We start from the raw sequence: 21,229 nt of genomic DNA, 5'->3' as shown, positions 1-21,229 counted from the left end.
TTCACACGCTCCGCAACATGCGCCACAGCGCCAGGCAACCGGTGACTTGCAGGCACACGGCGATGATCAGCATCTGCCGTCCACCTTCGTCGTTCCACATCCCCAGCATGTAGCCGGGATTGCTCATCATGAAATAGCTCACCAGGATCAGCGGCAACGAACCCAGGACCCAGGCGGTCATGCGGGTTTCACCCGTAAGTGCACGCAACTGGCGAGCCCCCTGGTCGCGCTCGCGAATCAGTTTGATCAGGTTCTCCAGCAGCTCGCTGGCGTTGCCGCCATAACGGTGATTGACCTTCAGGCCCAGGGCGAACATGCGCAGTTCGTCCTGCTCATACAGTTCGGCAAAGTCATTCACGGCGTCGGGCAGGTTTACGCCCAACTGCACGTTGCGTTGAACCCTGCCCATGGCAGTTTTCAACGGATCCTCGCTGGCGTCGATCGAGCCCATCACTGCGTCCGCCAGGGTACGACCGGACTTCAGACTGCGTACCGTGTGGTCCAGCATCTGGGGTAACTGCTCGACGATCCGGTGGATCCGCCGGCGATAGCGCCAGGACACATACACCCGCAGCGCCAACGGTGGCACCACCAGCAACAGCAGGAAACCGGCCCAGCTCGCGACGGCAGAACCCATCAGCATCGACACCACCCACAGCGCCAGCCAGATACCCAGGCGGTCGGTGGGGCGCCCCAGGCCTGCGCGCAGGAATGCCCGCTCCAGGCCCGTCCAGCGAGTTTTTTCCGGTAGCCGTTCCGGCTGCCCCTGGCCGAGGCGTTCCAGGACCCTTTCGCTGCCGGATTTGCGCACGCCCTGGTAGAACAGGCGCACGGAAAAGGTCAGCAGCAACAGGCACACCAGGCACAGCAACAGAGGACCGATCATGTGCGCCTCGCGGTCACTGAAGGTCGCCGAACGACTCGCGGCGCAGCTTGTCGCCGGCGGGGTTGACCGCCTCGCGCAGAAAGCCGAAACCGGTGCGTCGATCGAGCCGGAACAGGGTATTGGTGACATACACGTCGTCGCGGATACCCACCACTTCCACGACTTCGCTGACGCAGCGGCGTCCGTCGGGCATGCGCGTCAACTGGATCACCACATCCAGCGCGGCGCAGATCATCTGCCGCAAGGTACGCTCGGCGATGCTGCGGCCGGTCAGGCCCACCAGGGTCTCCAGGCGCAGCAACGCATCCTGCGCGTTGTTGGCGTGCACGGTGCTCATCGAGCCGTCGTGACCGGTGTTCATGGCGGTGAGTACGTCGACCACTTCGACGCCACGGATCTCGCCGAGGATGATCCGGTCGGGACGCATCCGCAGGGCGTTGCGGATCAGGTCGCTGGCCTTCACTTCGCCGTGGCCTTCGGCATTCGGCGGGCGGGTTTCCAGGCGCACCACGTGGGGGTGGCCCAGTTGCAGTTCGGCGACGTCTTCGATAGTCACCAGGCGTTCGTGAGGGTTGATCAACTGGCTGAGGATATTCAGCAAGGTGGTCTTGCCCGTGCCGGTGCCGCCGCTGATCAGGATATTACAGCGCTTGCCGACAGCCTCCTGGATGAAATCAAAGATCGCCTGGTCGATGGTTTGCATCGCCATCAAGTCCGAACTCTTGAGCATGTCCTTGCGAAATTTACGGATCGACAGGCACGGGCCATCGAGGGCGATTGGCGGGATGATCGCGTTGACCCGGCTGCCGTCGGGCAGGCGCGCATCGACCATTGGCGAGGACTCGTCGAGCCTTCGCCCGAGGGGCGCGAGGATGCGCTGCATCACGCGTTCGACATGGTGAGCATCGATGAAGCGCAAGTCGCTCTGATGCAGCACGCCATCGCGTTCGATAAATACCCGGTGCGGGCCGTTGACCAGGATCTCGGTCACCGCCGGGTCGCGCAGCAGCACTTCGAGGGGACCGAAGCCGGTGAGTTCGTCGACAATCTCTTCGGCCAGGCGCTCCATTTCATAGCGGGAGATTGCCAGGTGGAGGCGGGCGATGTACTCGGCGATCTTGTCGATGACAAACTGCGCCAGCACCTGCCGGGTACCCTCCAGCAGGTTTTTTCCGGACTCTTCGATGGCATCGATGATGTAGCGGTGCAACACCAGTTTGAGGCCTTCATGGTCGGTGTTGCCGACGGCGCCACGGGTTGGCGCGCCGAACAGCTTTTCACTGTTCATTGCGCACCCCTCAGGCGGTCGAACCATCCCGCCTTGCGCTTGATGATGCCTTCGGAGCGTTTCGCCAGGCGTTCGCCGAGGGTGCGCAGGCCCTGGGTCAGGGTTTCTCGCGGGGCCAGTTCGAACAACGACACGCCCTGGTTCTTGGCGTTGAGTCGCACCTGCGGGCTGTTGGCGAGCGTCGCGATGACCTCCATGCCGAAGCTTTTACCCAGGGTCTCGGCGTCTGGGCTAACGTCGCGCAGGTAGCGGTCCACCAGCAGCCGGGAGTGGTCAAGCTTCATGCCTTTTTCGCGCCAGAAATTGAGGATCGCCAGGTTGCGGCGGCAGTCGAGCACGTTCTGGTCGGTGTACCACAGCAACTTGTCGCAGTGGCTGACAAAGGTTCGCAGCGCCTCGCTGTCCTGCTGCCCGGTGAGGTTCACCACAATGTGCTGGAAGTGATGACGCAGCGCGCTGAGCAGCATGTACAGCTCGGCCGCACTGGTGTGTTCCAGTGGTTCATCGGTACTGGCATATGCGAGGATCCGCAAGCCGCCCTCGCAGCGACTGAACGCGCTGTCGATCAACGTGGCGTCCAGGCGTCGCAAGTGCCGCAGGGCATCGCCGAAGTGAAACGAGCTCTCCAGGCCCAGCAAGGCCAGGCTGTCGCCCCGTGGTAATCCGAGGTGCAGCAACAGGGTTTGTTGCCCGCTCTTCTGCACCACTTGCGCGAGATGGGTGGACAGCAAGGCGCCATCGGCATTGCTCTGCACGCTGTACAGCACCGTCAGGCCGCCCAGGTGATTACTGGGCGTGACAGGCGGCAGGCGCTTGCTCAGGCGCCGCACCAGGCCTGCGACCTCACTGGAGCGCGAGCCGTACGCGACGAAATCCCGGGCCCCTGCGCGCATGGCGTTAAGCACCAATTGATTGTCCATGCCATCGCCCAGCGCGACGATTGCCAGCATCGGCTTGGCTTCAAGGGCCCCTTCGATCAGCGCGCTCTGGGCCACCACGTGGTCGCGGTCCAGGCCGATGAACACCAGGCTGGCGAACGTCACATCCACCAGTGCCAGCAGTTCGTCAAGGCTGCCGCCACCGACGCTGACCACCTGGCCCAAGGGTGCCAGGGCGCCCTGCAGCCACTCCAGGTCAGTGTCGTTGCGCGTAATCGCGAGAAAGGTCTGGCTCAGGCTCTGGCTCATTGCGATAACCCGCTGCGTTTATCGAAGTTGCCGTTTTCAAGGAAGTACATGCGGTAGAAATTCGGATCGTAGTTGCGCAACTTTTCACCGGGCAGCGAGGGCAGTTGCGCGTTCGCCGCCAGTGGCTGCACCAGGTGCGGGGTGACAATCATCAGCAGCTCGCGTTCTTCGCGATTGATGTTCTGGTCGCGGAAAAACGCACCCAGGATCGGGATGTCGCCAAGCCCCGGAAACTTGTTCACCTGGGAGCTGTTGCGGGTGCTGATCAGGCCGCTGATGACAAAACTTTCGCCATCGGCCAAAGAAATGCTGGTGTCGGTGCGGCGTACCGTCAGCGCCGGGACCACGGTGCCAGCGATGTTGACGCCGTTGCTGTAGTCCAGCTCGCTGACTTCCGGCGCAACTTTCAGGGCGATGCGATTGCTGCCGATGATGGTCGGGGTCAGCGTCAGGCGGATGCCGAATTCCTTGTACTCGATCGAGACGTTGTCACTGCCGGAGCTGGGCACCGGGATGGGGATTTCGCCGCCGGCCAGGAAACTCGCGCTTTGCCCGCTCAGCGCCACCAGGCTGGGACGTGCCAGGGTGTAGGCGAAACCGCTGCCTTCCAGGGCGTTGATCATCACCATGGTCTTGCCGCCAATCCAGGAAATATTGAACTGATCATTATTCACCGGCAGTCGCGGCTGCACCACGCCGTCGATGGTCGGCAGGGTGCGGGGCGCGCCGAACAGGAAGTTGCCACGGGTACCGAAAACCGAGGTCGAGGCTTCCTTCAATTTGGATCGGCTGACTTCGACGAAGCGGATGTCGGTCTGCACCTGGGAGGGCAGCAGCGGTTCCTCGGAAGGCAGGGCGACGCCGGTCAGCGCGGCGGTGGCCTTGCCCTGGACGAACACCATGGTCTGGCGCGGTGTGGTCGAGCAGGCCGTCCAGACCATCAGGCTGGTCGCGCCGGGTGCCATCCCGGTGAGCAGGAAGCCGCTGGCGCCGGTGGTGCGCACGTCGGCGATCTTCGGGTCGCCGACGGCCAGGCGAGTGATCGCAACCGCAGATTGCAGCTCCTGCTGCAGGCCTTCGCCGACTTCCAGCACGCTGGGCAACGGGCTCAAGGCCGTGCAATTGCTGGAGGCGGCAAGGCTGGTGTCAGCTGCGGTCAACACCAGGCAAGCGAACAGCGGGCAAAGTATCGGCATGGAACGACTGGGCATAGAACTGCATCCTTGCTCGATCAGGGAGTTTGTTGGGTGATCTGGTTACCACGAATGACTTCCACCCCAGGCCGTGCGACGGCCGTGCGCACAGGGCTGCTGACGGGTGTTTTCGGCGCGCCGCCCAGGGCCAGTTGGGTGAATTGGATCAGGCCTCTGTTGGCAGCATCAAGATTGCCGGGCGTGTCGCTTTCGCCAGCCCAGTAACGGGCCAGGCGCTGCTCCTCGGCGCTGCGCACCGCCAGGCGTAAAGTGCCTGCCTGGGTCGCCAGCATCAGGCGGCTGAGCAATGGTTCCGGCACGGCCAGCAGTACGGTGCGAGCGGCGATGCGGCGCTGATCCTGCTTGATCTTTTCTTCGGCATTCAAGGGCGGGGTGGCAGGCTTGCCGTCGTTGGTCAGGCCGAGCTGGTCGCCGACCCCGAGCACACGCATGGCCGGGATGACGATCTGTGCCGACTGTTGCGGGTTGCTCTCGTCCTGGCGCAAGTACAGCAGCACGTCGACATAGTCCCCCGGCGCCAATTGCCCTGCGGCACCAATCACTTCATCGACGGCGACCGCGAGTGCGCGCTCGTCACTGCGAATCATGCGTGCCACGGCACCACCGCTTTCAAAGCTGTCCTCACTCAGCCAGGTGCCGGCGGTGAGTGTGCGCCATGGTGTACGCCCGAGCGCCTGGTCGATGTTGCCCAGGCTGCCGGCCGGCGCGCTGCGCAGTTTTTCCACGGCGAGGTCGGCGGCGGTCAATGGCGTGAATGGGGCCACATCGCGTACCACTACGACCACCGACTGGCGGGTCTGGTCTTCGGCAGTGGCGACGGTTTTTTCGATGGCGGCAACGGCGGTGGGAGTCTCGACCGGTTGGGCAACAGGCGCGCGACTGAGCATCAAACCCCAGTAGCCGGCGACCACTGCGCCCACTAGCAACATCCCTGCAAGACCCATGGTGACGCGACTGTTCATGACGGCTCTCCTTTTCCAGCTGCAAGACTTGGCCCATATCCAGACGGGGTAATTCGTGCTTAAGCAGCTATGAACATTCAACGATTTCGCTATTTCACGGTAGCGCAGGTAAAGCGAAATGCCATTAACCACAATGAAAATAGCTGTCAAAAGTTGAAGAAGTGGCCGAAATGGCAGGTTTTTTTTGGGTGCATCAGAAAGTGCTAATACTTAGTAATTAAACCGTTCTTACAGTTGCTGGGGGCCGGTTTGTTGACAATGCTTTGGTGGCACGGAGCAATCATGTCTCGGTCCGTGATACCGGTGCCCAGGGGCCCAAGGAGTTGTCAGATGTTTCTTAAACTGTATGTGAAAATTCGCGTGTTTTTTGAAAGTACTGAAGGCGCTTCGGCGATCGAATATGCGATTGTGGCGGCGATGGTAGCGGTTGTTGTTGTTGTTGTTGTTGTGTTTATTACCCCCATTGGAGATCGGGTCAGCGAAATTTTCACCGAACTTAACAAAGGAATTGGAGGCAAGGCTGTCGTGCCAAGCAGTTAAGATAATCAGCCGTATTTCTAATCGTCGGCTAATGTGGTTAAACCTAGGATTGCCGTAGCGGAAACGCCACATGACATTATCTTCACCCCCACGCCAGCAGTTGCTCTTGGTCGACGACGAAGAAGACGCGCTGCTGGAGCTTGCCGAACTGCTGGAGGGCGAGGGCTTTTGTTGCTTCACGGCAACGTCGGTCAAACTCGCCCTGCATCACCTAACCCGCCATCCCGATATCGCTTTGGTGATCACCGATCTGCGAATGCCGGAGGAGAGCGGCATGTCGCTGATCAAGCGGTTGCGCGAGCACACTTCACGTCAGCATCTCCCTGTGATCGTCACGTCCGGGCATGCGGACATGGAGGACGTCAGCGACATGCTGCGCCTGCAAGTGCTCGACCTGTTTCGCAAGCCGATCTATCACGTGCGATTGCTGGAAACGCTGAACAACCTGTTCCCGCAGCCCCTGGCCCAAGTGACCTCCGGCTGAACAAACCCGGTCCTACCGATTCATGCCGCCAGCACCCGATCCCGTAGGAGCTGCCGCAGGCTCGGGCCGCGATCGGACGATCTTTTGATCTTGATCTGCAGATGATCTTGATTCCTGCAGATCGCCAAGATCAAAAGATCGCAGCCTTCGGCAGCTCCTACCGGGGGATCGTTCGGCTTCTACGCCGGCGTGTCGATTTGATCCAGTACGCGGTTCGCTGTGATCTCCGCCAGCATGATCGTGTTCGAAATACCCAGCAGCGCATTGCGCGACTCGCCGTCCAGGTGATCCACCAGGTGATGGACCATCACATCAACCGAGGCCAGGGTCTCGACCAGATACGTCATCAGGGTTTCAGTCGAGGCGCCAGGGTCCACGCTGAACAGGCTACAGGGCGTGCGTGGGGCGGATTTGATGTCGGCGATGGATGGGGAGTTGAGTGTGCTTTCGAATTCGGCGGGGATGTTTGATTCGGGGGGATTTGGGCTGTGTTTGATCATTGTGAAACTCCATTCGAGGACAAGGAGTTCGCCACGACTGCGACCAAGCAGTAGGGTGGCGGACCGTACGCAGGTTGGTCGACCAGGGAATGGAACCCGGCAGGGCCGAAGCCCTCCCACGCACAGCTCGCCATGAAGCAAGCACTAAAAGTGCGCCATTCTAAACCCGGGCGACCAAACCCGTTCGCTGAATTTGCAGCGACACCCAAAGCGTACATTCCCCGCTTCCGAAACAACAACCGACACAACGTGTAGGAATTTTCCCCAACCCACTCTGGGTATGTAGGACGTGCACTCATTTCCTAAGCGCCACCCCGGTCAACTGTAGGAGCGAGCTTGCTCGCGATGGTCGTGAACGATAACGCTGGCAGCCTGACATGCCCGCGTCGTTCTCGGGTTTATCGCGAGCAAGCTCGCTCCTACAGTGGGTTCGTATAGGCCACCGTCCTTCTGGCAATCGTTAACCGTCGCCATCACCAGCAAACCGGTCCATGACTCAAAGCTGGTAACTGAAGCTGATGCTGTAGCGCGGCTTGCGGTTGAAGGTATCCAGTGCTTGCTCGGACATCGGCTTGGCGGCTTCCAGGGCAATGTTGTAGTACTTGGCATCGCCAAACCGCAACCCGATGGCGCCCGAGGACAGATTGTTGCCCTGCACCGGCAGCTTGTTGAACCAGGTCTTGGAGCGATCCAGGACGACGTAGGGCTGCAGGATTTTTACCCAGCTCCAGTCGCGGTTGAAGCTGTAGTTGACCTCGTACGCGATGCCCCAACCCTTGTCGCCCGACGCCTGATCGTCGGGGTAGCCGCGGCCGAAATTCTGCCCGCCGAATACCGCGCGTTCGCTGTCGGGCAGGGTGTCTTCACTCCAGTAGAGCGCGGCCGAAAGCACCCCCTGCCAGTTGTCGAAAAACCGGTCGCTCTGCACGCCGGATAGACGCAGGCGGAAGAAGTCCAGGTCGAGGTCGGTGTTGTTGGTATCGGCCCCCATGCCATCGATGCCCTGATAAACCCCGCCACTGAGGATCCGCAATTGTTTGGCATCGGCCTTGCGCCAGTCACCTTCAAAAGCGAGGGCGCGCACGTCGCTGTTGATGTCGACGCTCAATGGAAAGCCGACCACCTTGTATCGGGTCTTGTCATTGACCGCGTACACCCTTGAGCTGACGCTGAGTTGTTCGTTGGGTGACGCGATGAGTGGGTGGCTCAAGCCGATGGAGTAACGGTCATTCTCCCGGTGTGGCTCGAGCTCCAGGCCATTATCGGTCAGCAAGTTGGCGCCAGGGTCGGCGCGGTAGCGTGAGGCGGAGAGCGCCAGCTGCGTGCCCTCGGCATTCAGAAACTGGTTGTAGTCCAGGCGGTAGTACTGCTCGTGATCTTCCCCTGGTGGAAACAGGCCGCTGAGGCTCAGTTGCTCGCCCATGGAAGTCTGGGAGTTGCTGCTGAGGCCGAGCAGGGCCTGGGTGCCGTTGCGGCTGCTTTCTGTGGCGCTCAGGGTGCTGGTGAAGGGTTTGCGACTCGCCTGGGCGACCAGGTAGGCCGCACCGTCGGTGGTGCCCGGTGGCGGCACCTGCGCCTGCAGGGTCACCCCGGGAATTCGACTCATGAGCGTGGTGTAGCGCTCGAAGGTCTTGCGCGTCAGCGGGCGTTCGGCCTGCAGCTTGGCCACCAGCTTGTCGAGCAGGCCCTTGACCCGCCCGACGTCGCCCTGCAACTGGTAATCCTTGATATAGCCTTCCACCAACACCACCCGCGCCACGCCATTGTCGAACGTCTGTTGCGGCAGGAAGGCATAGGACAGCAGGTAACCGTCCTGCTGGTAGCGGCGGGTAATGCTGCGGGTTGCTTCGATCAGGTCGGCGAGGCTGGTTTCCTGGCCGATCAGGGGTTGGTAAAGCGTGGCCAGTTCGCTGAGGGGGTAGACGGTTCCGCCTTCGATCTGCACGGTTCTGAGCTTGATTCGGGTGTTCATCATCAGCGGCTGGGCCTGGGTGGCGCCGGGTTCCGGCACCGAGAGCGGCGCAGTGCTGGGGCGGTAAGCATCGGCGGGCAGGTTGGGTACCGGCAGGTTGCGCGTGGTTTCGTTGCTGTTGAGGAAGCTGGGAAGGGTGTCGGCGAGGGCGCAGGTACTGACGGTCAGAGCTAGCAAGGAAGCCAAAAGGCGCATAGGACACTCCATGTTCAAGTTACAACTTCGCCTGGATCATCATGTTCAAAAGAAAAAGCGGAAGACTCTTTCGAATCTTCCGCCTTCAACCAAGCGTAGGCGCTGTAGATAAGGCCGTCGAATCGGCCAGGTGCAAAAACTAACGGTTCTTGCCACTCAGCTTGCCGGTGAGGCCGCCCAGCAAGCCACCCAGCCCCCCGGTGGCGCCGCCCTCGCCAGGCGCGCCGTTCACCAGGCCGCCTACGGCACCGACGGTGCTGCCCACCGTGGTGACTGTGTTGCCGACCGCCGCCACGACCGGGTTTGGCGTGCTGGTGGCGATCGCTGTACCCAGATTACTGACCGCACCACCCACCTGATTGGTCAGGCCGTTGACGGGTGCCCCAAGGCCTGTCGCTGCGCCGACGTTCTGGGTCAGGCCCGTGACGGCGGTAGTGACCGGATTCGGGCCAGCGCCCACCGCGGTGCCAAGGTTCGCCAAGGGCGCGGTAGCTGCCGTATTGGCGACGCCGGAGCCGCCCAGTACGGTGTTAACCGACGCAACCAGATTGCCCGCTGCCCCGGCCGTTACACCGCCTGCACTGACCACGCCACTGGTGCTGCCAGCGTCAAGCCCGCTGCCGACATTGACCACCGCGCCGCCGACGGTCTGCAGCAGACCTGTGCCGCCCAAGGCGCCACCCAGACCTCCACCCAGGCCGCCACCCAGGCCGCCACCCGCGCCTGAACCACTTCCATTGGACACCAGCCCGCCAGCTTTGCCGACCGCCGTGCCGGTGTTGCTCAGTGCGCCGCCGACGGTGTTGGTCAGGGCATTGCCCTTACCGGCCAGGGTAACTTTGTCGCCAACGCCATTCACGGTGCTGCCGACTTTGTTCACGAGGCCCTTGAGTGGGTCACCGAGCCCGGTGGCGTCGCCAATCTTGTCAGTGGTGGTCTCGACCATGGCAATCACCGGCACGAGTTTGCTGCCGACTTCCTTGGTCACTGTCCCCAAGGGGCCGGTAGTGGTGGCAGTGCTCAGGGTATCGCCGAGCATGGTGACTTTTTCGCCAACGCCGTCCAGCACGGGGGCGACTTTGGTGACGACCCCGCCCACCACAGGAATGCTGCTGGTGGCCGTGGCGAGTTTGCCGCTGACGTCTGAGACGCCATTGCCGACATCCTGCACCACGCCGCCCACCGATGCCGCCGTGACGCCCAGCCCATTGGGGTCGGTGTCCAGCTTGCCGATGCCGTTGGCGACGCCATTACCCAGGGTGCTGACGACATTGCCGGTGGTGTTGACTGCACTTTGCACCACACCGCCGACCACGGGCACGGTGCCCAGGCTGTCGCCGACCTGGCCGACGCCATCGCCTACGCCACTGACGGTTTTGCCGACGTCCTGGACCAGGGTGGTGGTCACCAGCGGAGTGACGCCCGGGTTGGTTGGATTGGTGGGGTCGGTCGGATCTGTGGGGTTGGTCGGGTTGGTCGGGTCAATGGTGCCGCCGCCAGTGCCACCGTTACCGCCTGTGCCTCCGGTGCCACCCGTGCCCGCAGTATTGTCGCCACCGGTGCCGCCAGTTCCACCCGTTCCGCCAGTGCCTGCGGTGCCGTCACCTGCGCCACCGGTGCCACCTGCGCCTGTTCCGCCCGAGTCTCCGGAACCGCCCGTTCCCGCGTCGGCAGTGCTGTCGGGGGATGAGCTGTCGGAGCTGCTGTGATGACCGCCGCCGCCACTGCTGCAGCCGGTCAGGCCGAGGGACAGGGCGAGCGCCATGGCGATTGCTGATTTGCACCAAACTTGGGTTTTCATGAGAGGTATTCCTTGCACCTGTTACAACGTTCGCTGTCTTCGATGGCTTGCTGGTTTCTGTTGCCAGCAATGCCTTCGTCCGTTGTAGACATAACAGTCGCAAGAGGGCGCCAATACCATTCTCCAGTTGGTATTAACGCCTTGTGTAAGGGGGGCTGACAGGTGAAAAGTTATCTGCAGAATCAACGGCTTAGTATGGCTTTGAATGATTCATAAACTTTGGATATATATACAATTTGAATCACTGTGCGAGAGCAAAGCTTGCCCCGGCCGGCGTTCCGACTATGGCGATCTCCAAGGCGCTCAAGCAATCGGCGCCCAATGCCCCACCATATGCTCCAGGTCACCCGCCCCCAGCAGTTGAAAGTCCCCGCTCGATCCTGCCGCACTGGCCATCAACGTCACCTCACTGGGCAATCGCACCGGCTTCAGGAATTGCACGGCAATGTCCACATTGGCCGTGGGCAAATGATCGGCGAGCGCCGCCAGGGTCCTGGCCTTGTTCCACAACCCATGGGCGATCGCAGTGGGGAAGCCGAACAGCTTGGCGCTCACGGCACTCAGGTGGATCGGGTTGTAGTCCCCGGAGACCTTGGCGTACTGCCGGCCAATGTCCGCCGGGGCTTGCCACTGCGCAACCTGGGTCATCGGCAACATCGGCGCGAGCACTTCCTCCGCCGCTTCGCCCTGCAGCTTGACGCCGCGACAGAGCATCCGGCTTTCGGCCTCCCATAGCGCGCCGAGTTGATCGTCCAGGGTCGTTATCAGGTCGAAGGTTGCACCTTTGGCGTGGGGCTGCAGGTTCTGCACCCGCACGCTGACCCGCACCCGGCCCACGCCGCCCATCGGGCGCAGGACGCGAATGCGATTACTCAAATGGATGAGACCGAGCAACGGAAAAGGAAACTCCCTGGCCGTCAGCAGTTGCATCTGCAAGGCAAACGCGAGTACGTGGGGATAGGTGGGTGGAAGCAAGGCATTGTCGGCAAAGCCGCAGACTTTGCGGTAGGCCACAAGGCGCCCGGAATCGACATCGACCCCGGTACGCAGCCCGGAATCAGGCAGGGTAGTGCCCGTGATTTTGCGGCGAGTGGCGGCCTTGACGTACAGGTCGGCCAGGCTCGGCTCGCGATCGAGGGTGTGCCAGTCGGTCGTCATGTCTAGGCCCCCAAAACGCTTTGTCCGCAGACCCGCAAGGCCTGTCCGGTGAAGGCGCCCGTGCCGGGCTGGGCCAGCCAGGCGACCGCTTCGGCGACGTCTTGCGGCAAACCACCCTGGCCCAGGGAACTCATGCGGCGGCCGGCTTCGCGCAGGGCGAAGGGGATGTGTGCAGTCATCTGGGTTTCGATGAACCCGGGGGCCACGGCGTTGATGCTGATGCCGCGCTCCTTGAGCAACGGCGCCCAGGCTTCTGCCAGGCCGATCAGCCCGGCCTTGCTGGCGGCGTAATTGGTCTGCCCGCGGTTGCCGGCGATGCCGCTGATGGAGGCCAGCAGGATCACCCGGGCATTGTCGCGCAGGGTGCCCTGGTCCAGCAGGGCCTTGGTCAGCACTTGCGGTGCATTGAGGTTGACCGCCAGCACGGCATCCCAGAACTCCGGCGTCATGTTGGCCAGGGTTTTATCCCGGGTGATGCCGGCGTTGTGCACCACGATGTCGATGCCATCGGGCAGGTGGTCGATCAGTTGTGCGGCGGCGTCCTCGGCGCAAATGTCGAGGGTGACGCTGCGCCCGCCGAGGCGTGCGGCGAGGGCTTCGAGGTCGGACTTGGCCTGAGGCACGTCCAGCAGCACCACCTCAGCGCCGTCACGGGCCAGGGTTTCGGCGATGGAGGCGCCGATGCCCCGCGCCGCGCCGGTGACCAGCGCCTTGCGCCCGGCCAGTGGGCGGGTCCAGTCGGTCACCGGGGTGTCGCAGGCGGTCAGGCGGATGACCTGGCCGGAGACGAACGCGCTTTTTGGCGAGAGGAAAAACCGCAGCGGACCTTCCAGCTGATCCTCGGCACCTTCACCGACATAGATTAATTGCAGGGTGCCGCCGCTGCGCAGTTCCTTGGCCAGGGACCGGCTGAACCCCTCCAGGGCCCGCTGGGCGCTGGCGGCAAAGGGGTCGTTCAAGCCTTGTGGCGAGCGACCGAGGATCACCAGGTGCGCGCTGTGATCGAGGTTTTTCATCAGTGGCTGGAAAAACTCGCGCAAGTGTTTGAGTTGATCGGTGTGCACCAGGTCGCTGGCATCGAACACCACGGCCTTGAGTTTCGGACCGTGCCCCGGAATCCACGGGGTAGCCACTGAAGGCTCGGTGCCGTAACCGTAGATCGCGTCGGTGAGACGGTTGGCGAAAGCACTGACTTTCTCCGCCAGCGGGCCGCCGCCAATCAGCAGCGCGCCCTCGACCGGACGCAGCCTGCCAGCTTGCCAGCGCTCCAGGCGAACCGGCGACGGCAGGCCCATGGCACCGACCAGGCGATGGCCGATGGATGAATTGGCGAAGTCGATATAGCGGTCAGACATGGAACGCACTCCGGTAGCTGGGGTTCAAAGTGTGGACCATGAATGGCGATCAGTCGTTCGATCCACGAGATAAGGCCTACGCTTGACTCTGCAGGACCCAGCAAGCTGGCTCCTGCAGGGTGTGCCGTTTGAATTGGAATATTTCATCAGGAGCTTTTTATGACTCAACTGCGCCGCGTCGCGATCATCGGTGGTAACCGTATTCCCTTTGCTCGCTCCAACGGACCCTACGCCACCGCCAGTAACCAGGCCATGCTCACTGCTGCGCTCGAAGGGCTGATCGAACGCTACAACCTGCATGGCCAGCGCATCGGTGAGGTGGTTGCAGGGGCGGTACTCAAGCTGTCGCGAGACATGAACCTGACCCGTGAGTGTGTGCTCGGCTCGCGCCTGTCGCCCCACACCCCGGCCTACGACATTCAGCAAGCCTGCGGCACCGGGCTGGAAGCGGCGTTGCTGGTGGCAAACAAGATTGCCCTGGGCCAGATCGACTGCGCGATTGCCGGTGGCGTCGACACCACTTCGGATGCGCCGATCAGTGTCAGTGAAGGGTTGCGTCGAATTCTGCTGCAGGCCAATCGCGGCAAGACCACGGCCGACAAACTGAAAACGTTCCTGCAACTGCGCCCCCAGCACCTGATTCCCGAGTTCCCGCGCAATGGCGAGCCGCGCACCGGCCTGTCCATGGGCCAGCACTGCGAATTGATGGCGCAGACCTGGAACATTCCTCGCGAAGCCCAGGACCAACTGGCCCTGGCGAGTCATCGTAATCTGGCCGCGTCGTACACCGAGGGCTGGCATAACGACCTGATGACGCCGTTCCTCGGGCTCACCCGCGACAACAATCTGCGCCCCGACCTGACCCTGGAAAAACTCGCGGGGCTGAAACCGGCTTTCGAGAAAAGCGCCAAGGGTACCCTTACGGCGGGCAACTCCACGCCGCTCACCGATGGCGCGTCCCTGGTGTTGCTGGGCAGTGAGGAGTGGGCCAAGGAACGCGGCTTGCCGATCCTCGCCTACTGGCGCGACGGCGAAACGGCTGCGGTGGATTTCGTCAACGGCGCCGAAGGCCTGCTGATGGCGCCGGTGTATGCCGTGCCACGCTTGTTGGCGCGCAACGGCCTGACGCTGCAGGATTTCGATTACTACGAAATCCACGAAGCCTTCGCCGCTCAGGTGCTGTGCACCCTGAAGGCCTGGGAAGACCCGGAGTACTGCAAGACGCGCCTGGGCCTTGACGCGCCATTGGGTGCCATCGACCGCAGCCGGCTTAATGTCAAAGGCAGCTCACTGGCGGCAGGTCATCCATTCGCCGCGACCGGCGGACGCATCGTCGCCAACCTGGCGAAGCTGCTGGACGCGGCAGGCAAGGGCCGTGGCCTGATCTCCATCTGCGCCGCAGGCGGGCAGGGCGTGACGGCGATTATCGAGCGTTGATAATCCCGTGCGCCGTTGAAAAGTCCGCTGAAAGCGGCCAAATTGACGGGGCATAATCGGCACATTGTGTGCATCTTTAGGCAGATAGCAGCGTTCATAGGTCGGCAACCCCTCCCACCGGCGAGTGGATTGCCGTATAACGAATGACTTTCGCGTGTTTGGTAATAAAGGACCCACAATAAAAGCTGATGAAGACTCCAAAACGCATTGAACCCCTGATCGAGGACGGTCTGGTCGACGAGGTGCTGCGCCCACTCATGAGTGGTAAAGAAGCAGCTGTTTATGTGGTGCGCTGCGGCAACGAGTTACGTTGCGCGAAGGTTTACAAGGAGGCGAATAAACGTAGTTTCCGTCAGGCGGCCGAATACCAGGAAGGCCGCAAGGTGCGCAACAGCCGTCAGGCCCGGGCCATGGCCAAGGGCTCGAAGTTCGGCAAGAAAGAAACCGAGGACGCCTGGCAGAACGCCGAAGTGGCGGCTCTGTTTCGTCTGGCCGGTGCTGGCGTTCGGGTGCCCAAGCCTTACGACTTCCTCGAAGGCGTGCTGCTGATGGAACTGGTGGCCGACGAGTACGGCGATGCTGCGCCGCGTCTGAACGACGTGGTGCTGGAGCCGGACCAGGCGCGCGAGTATCACGCGTTCCTGATCTCGCAGATCGTGCTGATGTTGTGTACCGGCCTGGTGCACGGTGACCTGTCCGAGTTCAACGTACTGTTGACCCCGACCGGCCCCGTGATCATCGACTTGCCTCAGGCAGTGGACGCGGCGGGGAACAACCACGCGTTCAACATGCTGGAACGGGATGTGGGCAACATGGCCTCATACTTCGGGCGGTTTGCTCCGGAGTTGAAGCAGACCAGGTTCGCCAAGGAGATGTGGGCCTTGTACGAAGCCGGCACCTTGCACCCGGCCAGCATCCTGACCGGCGAGTTCGACGAGCCGGAAGAGTTGGCCGACGTTGGCGGCATCATGCGCGAAATCGAGGCGGCACGCCTGGATGAAGAGCGCAAGCAGGCGGTGCGCGCGGCAGATGACGCGCCACCGAATAAAACCGAAGAACCGCCTCCGCCCTGGATGCAGTGACTGGTTGATGAAAAACCCGGCTTCGGCCGGGTTTTTTGTGAACCCTACCCTGCGGGAGCAAGGCTTGCCCGCGATGGTCGTTAACGATGACGCGGGACAGTTGATACCCAGCAGCGTCTTAGACCCGTGTAGGAGCGAGCTTGCTCGCGATGGTCGTCAACGATGACGCGGGGCAACTGATACCCCGCGGCGGCCTCTGGTTTTTCGCGAGCAAGCTCGCTCCTACAGGGGGGCTCGCGGTCTGGTTGTTTGATGGGCAGGCTCAGCGCAGCAGCCCGACTCCAGGTTCTTGAGGATCGGGCAGTCGGGCCGATGGTCGCCCTGGCAGTGCTCCACCAGGTCCTGCAGCGTGTCGCGCAGCTGGCCAAGCTCGTGGATCTTCTGGTTGAGCTCGTCGATATGCTGGCGTGCCAGGGCTTTTACATCGGCGCTGGCGCGCTGGCGATCCTGCCAGAGGGTCAGCAGCTTGCCGACCTCTTCCAGGGAAAACCCCAGGTCCCGGGAACGCTTGATGAAGGCCAGGGTGTGCAGGTCATCGTCGCCATACACGCGGTAACCGCTGTCAGTGCGATGGGCGGCTTTGAGCAGGCCGATGGATTCGTAGTAACGAATCATCTTGGCGCTCAGGCCACTTTGGCGGGCTGCTTGGCCGATGTTCATCGGTTGTCCTCCAGGTCCTTGGGCTTCCAGGTTTTCAACAGTAGCGCATTGCTGACCACGCTGACGCTCGACAATGCCATCGCCGCGCCCGCCAGCACCGGATTGAGAAAACCGAAGGCTGCCAGCGGAATCCCGACCAGGTTGTAGACGAAGGCCCAGAACAGATTCTGCCGGATCTTGGCGTAGGTCTTGCGGCTGATCTCCAATGCCGCAGGCACCAGTCGTGGATCACCGCGCATCAAGGTGATACCGGCTGCGTGCATCGCCACGTCGGTGCCACCGCCCATGGCAATGCCGATGTCGGCGGCGGCCAGGGCCGGGGCGTCATTGATCCCGTCGCCGACCATGGCCACGACTGCGGTTTTCTTCAGCTCGACCACGGTGGCGGCTTTGTCGGCCGGCAACACTTCGGCGTGGACATCCTCAATACCCAACGCGTCGGCGACCACTTTGGCGCTGCCACGATTATCACCGGTCAGCAGATGGCTGCTGATGTGGCGCGCGCCGAGTTGTTGCACAGCCTGCAGTGCACCCGGCTTGAGGGTGTCACCGAAGGCGAACAGTCCCAACACCTGCGGCTCGGGGCTTTGCTCGATCAGCCATGACAGCGTGCGCCCTTCGGTTTCCCAGGCGCTGGCCGAGTCCGCCAGTGCGCCGGCGTTCAACCCGCACTCTTCCAGCAGGCGTCGGTTACCCAGGGCCAGGCGCCGTCCGTCAAGCGTGCCGGCAATTCCACGCCCGGTCAGGGACTGGCTGTCGCTGACATCGGCGACGCTCAGCCCGCGCTCGGCGCAAGCATCCAGCACCGCTTTGGCCAAGGGGTGCTCGCTGCCTCGCTGCAAGGCGCCGGCTTTTTGCAGCAGTGCATTTTCATCGCCGCCTATGGCGCTCAAGTGAGCGATGCGCGGCGCACCCGACGTCAGCGTGCCGGTCTTGTCGAATACCACTGCACTGACTTCATGGGCGCGTTCCAGTGCCTCGGCATCCTTGATCAGGATCCCGTAGCGTGCAGCGACCCCGGTACCGGCCATGATTGCCGTGGGAGTGGCCAGGCCGAGGGCGCAAGGACAGGCGATCACCAGCACGGCAACGGCGTTGATCAGCGCTGTTTCGACGGGCGCACCGTAAAGCCACCAGCCCACCAGCGTTGCCAATGCGATCAGCAGCACGGTGGGGACGAAAACCTGGCTGACCTTGTCCACCAGTTTCTGGATGGGAGCCTTGGCCGCCTGGGCGTCTTCCACCAGGCGAATGATCCGCGCCAGCACGGTTTCGGCCCCCAGTGCCTGGGTGCGCACCAACAGCCGGCCCTCGCCATTGATCGCGCCGCCCGTGACTTTGTCCCCAGGTTGCTTGGGCACGGGCAGGCTTTCGCCGCTGATCAGGGCCTCGTCCGCATGGCTTTGGCCTTCGACCACGTCGCCGTCCACCGGAAAGCGTTCGCCGGGTTTGACCAGCACCAGGTCACCCAGGCGCAGGGCGCTGATGGCGACGTCCTGTTCGCGGCCATCGACCACCTGAATCGCCCGTTCCGGTCGCAGGGCTTCGAGGGCGCGGATGGCGCTGGCGGTCTGGCGCTTGGCGCGGCTTTCAAGGTATTTGCCCAGCATTACCAGGGCGATCACCACCGCCGAAGCCTCAAAGTACAGGTGCGGCATGCGCCCGGCAGCGGTGGCCCATTCGTAAATACTCAGGCCGTAACCGGCGCTGGTGCCCAGGGCAACCAGCAGGTCCATATTGCCCGCGCCGGCGCGGACGGCTTTCCAGGCGGCCACATAAAAGCGAGCACCCAGAATGAACTGCACGGGCGTGGCCAGGGCGAATTGCGCCCAGGCCGGGAGCATCCAGTGCACCCCGAACGGCTGCAGCAGCATCGGCAAGACCAAGGGCAGGGCGAGCGCGATGGCCAGGATCACCCTCCAGCGTTCGCGATGCAGGCGTTGTTGTTGGTTGTCGGCAGCAGCGTGCTCGACTTCCCGCACGCTGGCCGAGTATCCCGCCTTGCTGACGGCTTCGATAAGGGTTTGTACAGCGACCTGGCCCAGCAATTCGAGGTGCGCGCGTTCGTTGGCCAGGTTGACGCTGACGCTCTTCACCCCTGCAACCTTGGCCAGCGCCCGTTCCACGCGGCCGACGCAGGAGGCGCAGGTCATGCCATCGATGCTCAGTTCCAGGGTTTGCTGTGGCACGCTGTACCCGGCCTGTTGCACAGCGTCCATCAGGGCCGGCAGGCTGTCGCCGGGCGCCTGCACCCGGGCCTGTTCGGTAGCCAGGTTGACACTGACGGCGCTGGCGCCCCGGACTTTGCTCAAGGCGCGCTCGACCCGCCCGGCGCAGCTGGCGCAGGTCATGCCGGCGATCGGCAGGTCGAACGTAGTGGTCTCGCTCATGGTCAAGCTCCCTGTAGTGGATGCCTACAGGATCAACCTTGCCATGCGGGCAAGGTCAAGCGCCAATATCACCTTGATCCGATCTGTGGCGCTCAGTAGTTCAACGCCGCAGGCTTGAGGTACATCCCTTCCTGCGACATCGCAATCCGGAACTTCAACACATCCCCGGCCTTGAGCGTGATGGTTTGCGAACCCGGTGCGAGCATCCCCGGATTGCACCCCGGGGCCTGGCCCGGCAGCAGTTTCAGGCGCAGGGAGACATTGCCCGGCGGCAAGTTGAATGACGTGCTTTGCTCCTGGAACAGCCGAGCGGACAGCTGGTCTTGCAGGTACACGCCAATTTCGCAATTGGTCGACACTTCCAGGCGCTCGCGGGAAATGATCAGCACCCCGTAGTCCTCCCCGGCAGCGTTGGCCGAAGGCAGGGCCGCGAAGAGGCCGAGGAAGCCAAACAGGCTGAGAGCTGACCAGCGCATGGCTGAATCTCCTGATGTTGAAGTCATTGATACTCGCAGCTTGGCCGAGCGCGACGGCGATTGCCAGCCCGGCCGTTCACTTCAGAACTTGACCTTGCCATGGTGGCAAGCTCGAGACTGGTGTCAATCTCATCAACAGGAGTCATCCCATGCAAGTGTTCACTGTTCAAGGCATGTCCTGCGGCCATTGCGTAAAAGCCATTACCCAGGCGCTTCAAGCCAGAGACCCGGCCGCCAGCGTGCGCATCGATCTGGGCGCCAGGGAAGTCGGCGTCGAGAGCAGCCTGTCGACTGAAGAGGTGCTCGCCGCCATCACTGAAGAAGGTTATGAGGCAAAGGTCGCCTGACGTCTTTATTAGTTAGCGACCTACCGGAATGTTCAAGGCTTCCATCCCCGGCTAGACTGTGGGGCTGCTGACTTCTGTCCAACTGGATGCCTGATGAACTTGCGTACCATTTTAATCCTCGGCGCCCTCAGTGCGTTTGCGCCGCTGGCGATCGACTTTTACCTGCCAGCCTTTCCCGCGATGGCGCTGGCTTTCGGCACCGACGAACAACACGTTCAAGTAACGCTGGCGGCCTATTTTCTGGGGTTGTCGATTGGTCAATTGGTCTACGGCCCGATTGCCGATCGCTTCGGCCGGCGGGTGCCATTGCTCACTGGCGTGGTGTTGTTCACCGTCGCTTCACTGGCCTGCGCGTTTGCGCCGAACCTCGAATGGCTGATCGGCGCGCGCTTCGTCCAGGCGCTGGGCGGTTGCGCAGGGATGGTGATCTCGCGGGCAATCGTCAGCGATAAATGCGATGCGGTGGGCTCGGCCAAGGTCTTTTCCCAGCTGATGCTGGTGATGGGGCTGGCACCTATCCTTGCGCCAATGCTGGGCGGATTGCTGGTCAATACCACAGGCTGGCAGTCGATCTTCCTGGTGTTGACCGGCTTCAGTGCGCTGGCGGCGGTGGCCGTGGCGCTGGGGTTGCCGGAAAGCATGCCGGCCGATATGCCGCGCCAACCATTGTCTGGCTCGTTGCGGCAGTACGGCCGGTTGTTCGCGGATCGGGTATTCCTTGGCCATGCCCTGACGGGCGGTATCGCCATCGCCGGGATGTTTGCCTACATCGCCGGCTCGCCTTTTGTGTTCATCAAGCTCTACGGCGTGCCGGCCGAGCATTTCGGCTGGTTGTTCGGCACCAATGCGGCGGGTTTCATTCTGGTGGCGCAGGTCAACGCCCGGTTACTGGCCAAGCGTGGGCCGGCATTCCTGCTGGCACGTGCGGTATGGGTTTACCTGGCGGCAGGCCTGGCGCTGCTCGCCGTGAGTGCGCTGCACACCGAGAAACTGTGGCCGCTGCTGATTCCGTTGTTCATCTGTATCGCCAGCCTGGGGTGCATCCTGCCCAACGCGTCGGCCTGCGCGATGAACGGTCAGGGCGCCCGCGCCGGCAGTGCGTCGGCATTGCTTGGTTGCCTGCAATTCAGCGTCGCCGCCGGGGCTGCGTCACTGGTGGGGATTTTGTACGACGGCACGGCCATGCCGATGGCCATGGTCATCAGCCTGTGCGGGGCTCTGGTGGTGAGCGTCGCAATGCTCACCCGACGTTTGCAAAATACCCGGGCGCTGGTGCAGGCCCAGGTTTGAGGGCG

19 protein-coding genes are annotated in these 21,229 nt (G+C 62.5%); 6 read left to right on the top strand and 13 right to left on the bottom strand.

The features are described from left to right. Window position 1: 1 nt before the first annotated feature. From IMW75_RS04290 to cpaB, 5 genes are read right to left on the bottom strand one after another with little or no spacing between them, the layout of a single operon-like run. A complete protein-coding gene (locus tag IMW75_RS04290) occupies window positions 2-886 on the bottom strand; it encodes a type II secretion system F family protein (RefSeq protein ID WP_045060308.1) in 885 nt (294 codons plus the stop codon). Window positions 887-899: 13 nt separating this feature from the next. After that, complete coding sequence (locus IMW75_RS04285; protein ID WP_045060307.1) at window positions 900-2,174, bottom strand: TadA family conjugal transfer-associated ATPase; 1,275 nt, start codon at window positions 2,172-2,174, stop codon at window positions 900-902. Then, a complete protein-coding gene (locus IMW75_RS04280) occupies window positions 2,171-3,361 on the bottom strand; it encodes a CpaE/TadZ family protein (protein ID WP_205891963.1) in 1,191 nt (396 codons plus the stop codon). The genes IMW75_RS04285 and IMW75_RS04280 overlap by 4 nt, the downstream gene beginning before the upstream one ends. Further along, a complete protein-coding gene (locus IMW75_RS04275; protein WP_236695864.1) occupies window positions 3,358-4,557 on the bottom strand; it encodes a type II and III secretion system protein family protein in 1,200 nt (399 codons plus the stop codon). Before IMW75_RS04275 ends, IMW75_RS04280 begins: the two co-directional genes overlap by 4 nt. A 35-nt stretch (window positions 4,558-4,592) precedes the next feature. Further along, window positions 4,593-5,537, bottom strand: a complete 945-nt coding sequence (gene cpaB, locus IMW75_RS04270; RefSeq protein WP_205891962.1) for a Flp pilus assembly protein CpaB — start codon at window positions 5,535-5,537, stop codon at window positions 4,593-4,595. A 330-nt stretch (window positions 5,538-5,867) separates the two neighbouring features. Between cpaB and IMW75_RS04265 the strand changes: the two genes are divergently transcribed. Both IMW75_RS04265 and IMW75_RS04260 read left to right on the top strand, forming a co-directional pair. Continuing rightward, window positions 5,868-6,077 (top strand): Flp family type IVb pilin, encoded by a 210-nt coding sequence (locus IMW75_RS04265; RefSeq protein WP_205891961.1) that lies wholly within the window; start codon window positions 5,868-5,870, stop codon window positions 6,075-6,077. A 70-nt stretch (window positions 6,078-6,147) separates the two neighbouring features. Next, the gene (locus tag IMW75_RS04260) at window positions 6,148-6,561 is read left to right on the top strand and encodes a response regulator (protein WP_045060302.1); all 414 of its coding nucleotides are present in this window, start codon (window positions 6,148-6,150) and stop codon (window positions 6,559-6,561) included. A 179-nt stretch (window positions 6,562-6,740) separates the two neighbouring features. Here the strand turns inward: IMW75_RS04260 and IMW75_RS04255 are convergent, their stop codons facing one another. The 5 genes from IMW75_RS04255 to IMW75_RS04235 form a co-directional block, all read right to left on the bottom strand. Continuing rightward, the gene (locus IMW75_RS04255; protein ID WP_205891960.1) at window positions 6,741-7,061 is read right to left on the bottom strand and encodes a DUF6124 family protein; all 321 of its coding nucleotides are present in this window, start codon (window positions 7,059-7,061) and stop codon (window positions 6,741-6,743) included. 496 nt (window positions 7,062-7,557) lie between these two features. Beyond that, on the bottom strand, window positions 7,558-9,228 hold the full coding sequence (locus IMW75_RS04250) for a ShlB/FhaC/HecB family hemolysin secretion/activation protein (protein WP_205891959.1): 1,671 nt from the start codon (window positions 9,226-9,228) through the stop codon (window positions 7,558-7,560). Between the two features lie 139 nt (window positions 9,229-9,367). Then, the gene (locus IMW75_RS04245) at window positions 9,368-11,029 is read right to left on the bottom strand and encodes a collagen-like triple helix repeat-containing protein (RefSeq protein WP_205891958.1); all 1,662 of its coding nucleotides are present in this window, start codon (window positions 11,027-11,029) and stop codon (window positions 9,368-9,370) included. Between the two features lie 303 nt (window positions 11,030-11,332). Beyond that, window positions 11,333-12,187: a MaoC family dehydratase gene (locus tag IMW75_RS04240; RefSeq protein WP_045058171.1), complete on the bottom strand. Its 855-nt coding sequence runs from the start codon at window positions 12,185-12,187 to the stop codon at window positions 11,333-11,335. Between the two features lie 2 nt (window positions 12,188-12,189). Further along, entirely contained in the window at window positions 12,190-13,542 is a 1,353-nt protein-coding gene (locus IMW75_RS04235; RefSeq protein WP_205891957.1) for a 3-oxoacyl-ACP reductase, read from the bottom strand. A gap of 159 nt (window positions 13,543-13,701) precedes the next feature. Between IMW75_RS04235 and IMW75_RS04230 the strand changes: the two genes are divergently transcribed. Both IMW75_RS04230 and IMW75_RS04225 read left to right on the top strand, forming a co-directional pair. Then, entirely contained in the window at window positions 13,702-14,979 is a 1,278-nt protein-coding gene (locus IMW75_RS04230; RefSeq protein WP_045058173.1) for an acetyl-CoA C-acetyltransferase, read from the top strand. A 188-nt stretch (window positions 14,980-15,167) separates the two neighbouring features. Then, a complete protein-coding gene (locus IMW75_RS04225) occupies window positions 15,168-16,061 on the top strand; it encodes a PA4780 family RIO1-like protein kinase (RefSeq protein WP_045058174.1) in 894 nt (297 codons plus the stop codon). A gap of 222 nt (window positions 16,062-16,283) precedes the next feature. On the opposite strand, the gene cueR is transcribed toward IMW75_RS04225, so the two are convergent. The 3 genes from cueR to IMW75_RS04210 all read right to left on the bottom strand — a co-directional run bounded on the left by cueR (window position 16,284) and on the right by IMW75_RS04210 (window position 19,587). Next, a complete protein-coding gene (gene cueR / locus IMW75_RS04220; RefSeq protein WP_045058175.1) occupies window positions 16,284-16,721 on the bottom strand; it encodes a Cu(I)-responsive transcriptional regulator in 438 nt (145 codons plus the stop codon). Then, complete coding sequence (locus IMW75_RS04215; RefSeq protein WP_205891956.1) at window positions 16,718-19,111, bottom strand: heavy metal translocating P-type ATPase; 2,394 nt, start codon at window positions 19,109-19,111, stop codon at window positions 16,718-16,720. Before IMW75_RS04215 ends, cueR begins: the two co-directional genes overlap by 4 nt. A gap of 92 nt (window positions 19,112-19,203) precedes the next feature. Then, window positions 19,204-19,587: a hypothetical protein gene (locus tag IMW75_RS04210; protein WP_045058177.1), complete on the bottom strand. Its 384-nt coding sequence runs from the start codon at window positions 19,585-19,587 to the stop codon at window positions 19,204-19,206. 149 nt (window positions 19,588-19,736) lie between these two features. On the opposite strand from IMW75_RS04210, the gene IMW75_RS04205 reads away from it, so the two are divergent. Both IMW75_RS04205 and IMW75_RS04200 read left to right on the top strand, forming a co-directional pair. Further along, window positions 19,737-19,934, top strand: coding sequence for a heavy-metal-associated domain-containing protein (locus IMW75_RS04205; protein WP_045058178.1), 198 nt, complete (start codon window positions 19,737-19,739; stop codon window positions 19,932-19,934). 93 nt (window positions 19,935-20,027) lie between these two features. Continuing rightward, complete coding sequence (locus IMW75_RS04200; RefSeq protein ID WP_045058179.1) at window positions 20,028-21,224, top strand: multidrug effflux MFS transporter; 1,197 nt, start codon at window positions 20,028-20,030, stop codon at window positions 21,222-21,224. Window positions 21,225-21,229 lie beyond the last annotated feature (5 nt).

This window comes from Pseudomonas gregormendelii (genome assembly GCF_017114825.1).
GTDB classification, from domain to species: domain Bacteria; phylum Pseudomonadota; class Gammaproteobacteria; order Pseudomonadales; family Pseudomonadaceae; genus Aquipseudomonas; species Aquipseudomonas gregormendelii.
Note: the sequence above shows the minus strand (reverse complement) of the source record. Positions and strands in the feature narration are given on the sequence as shown.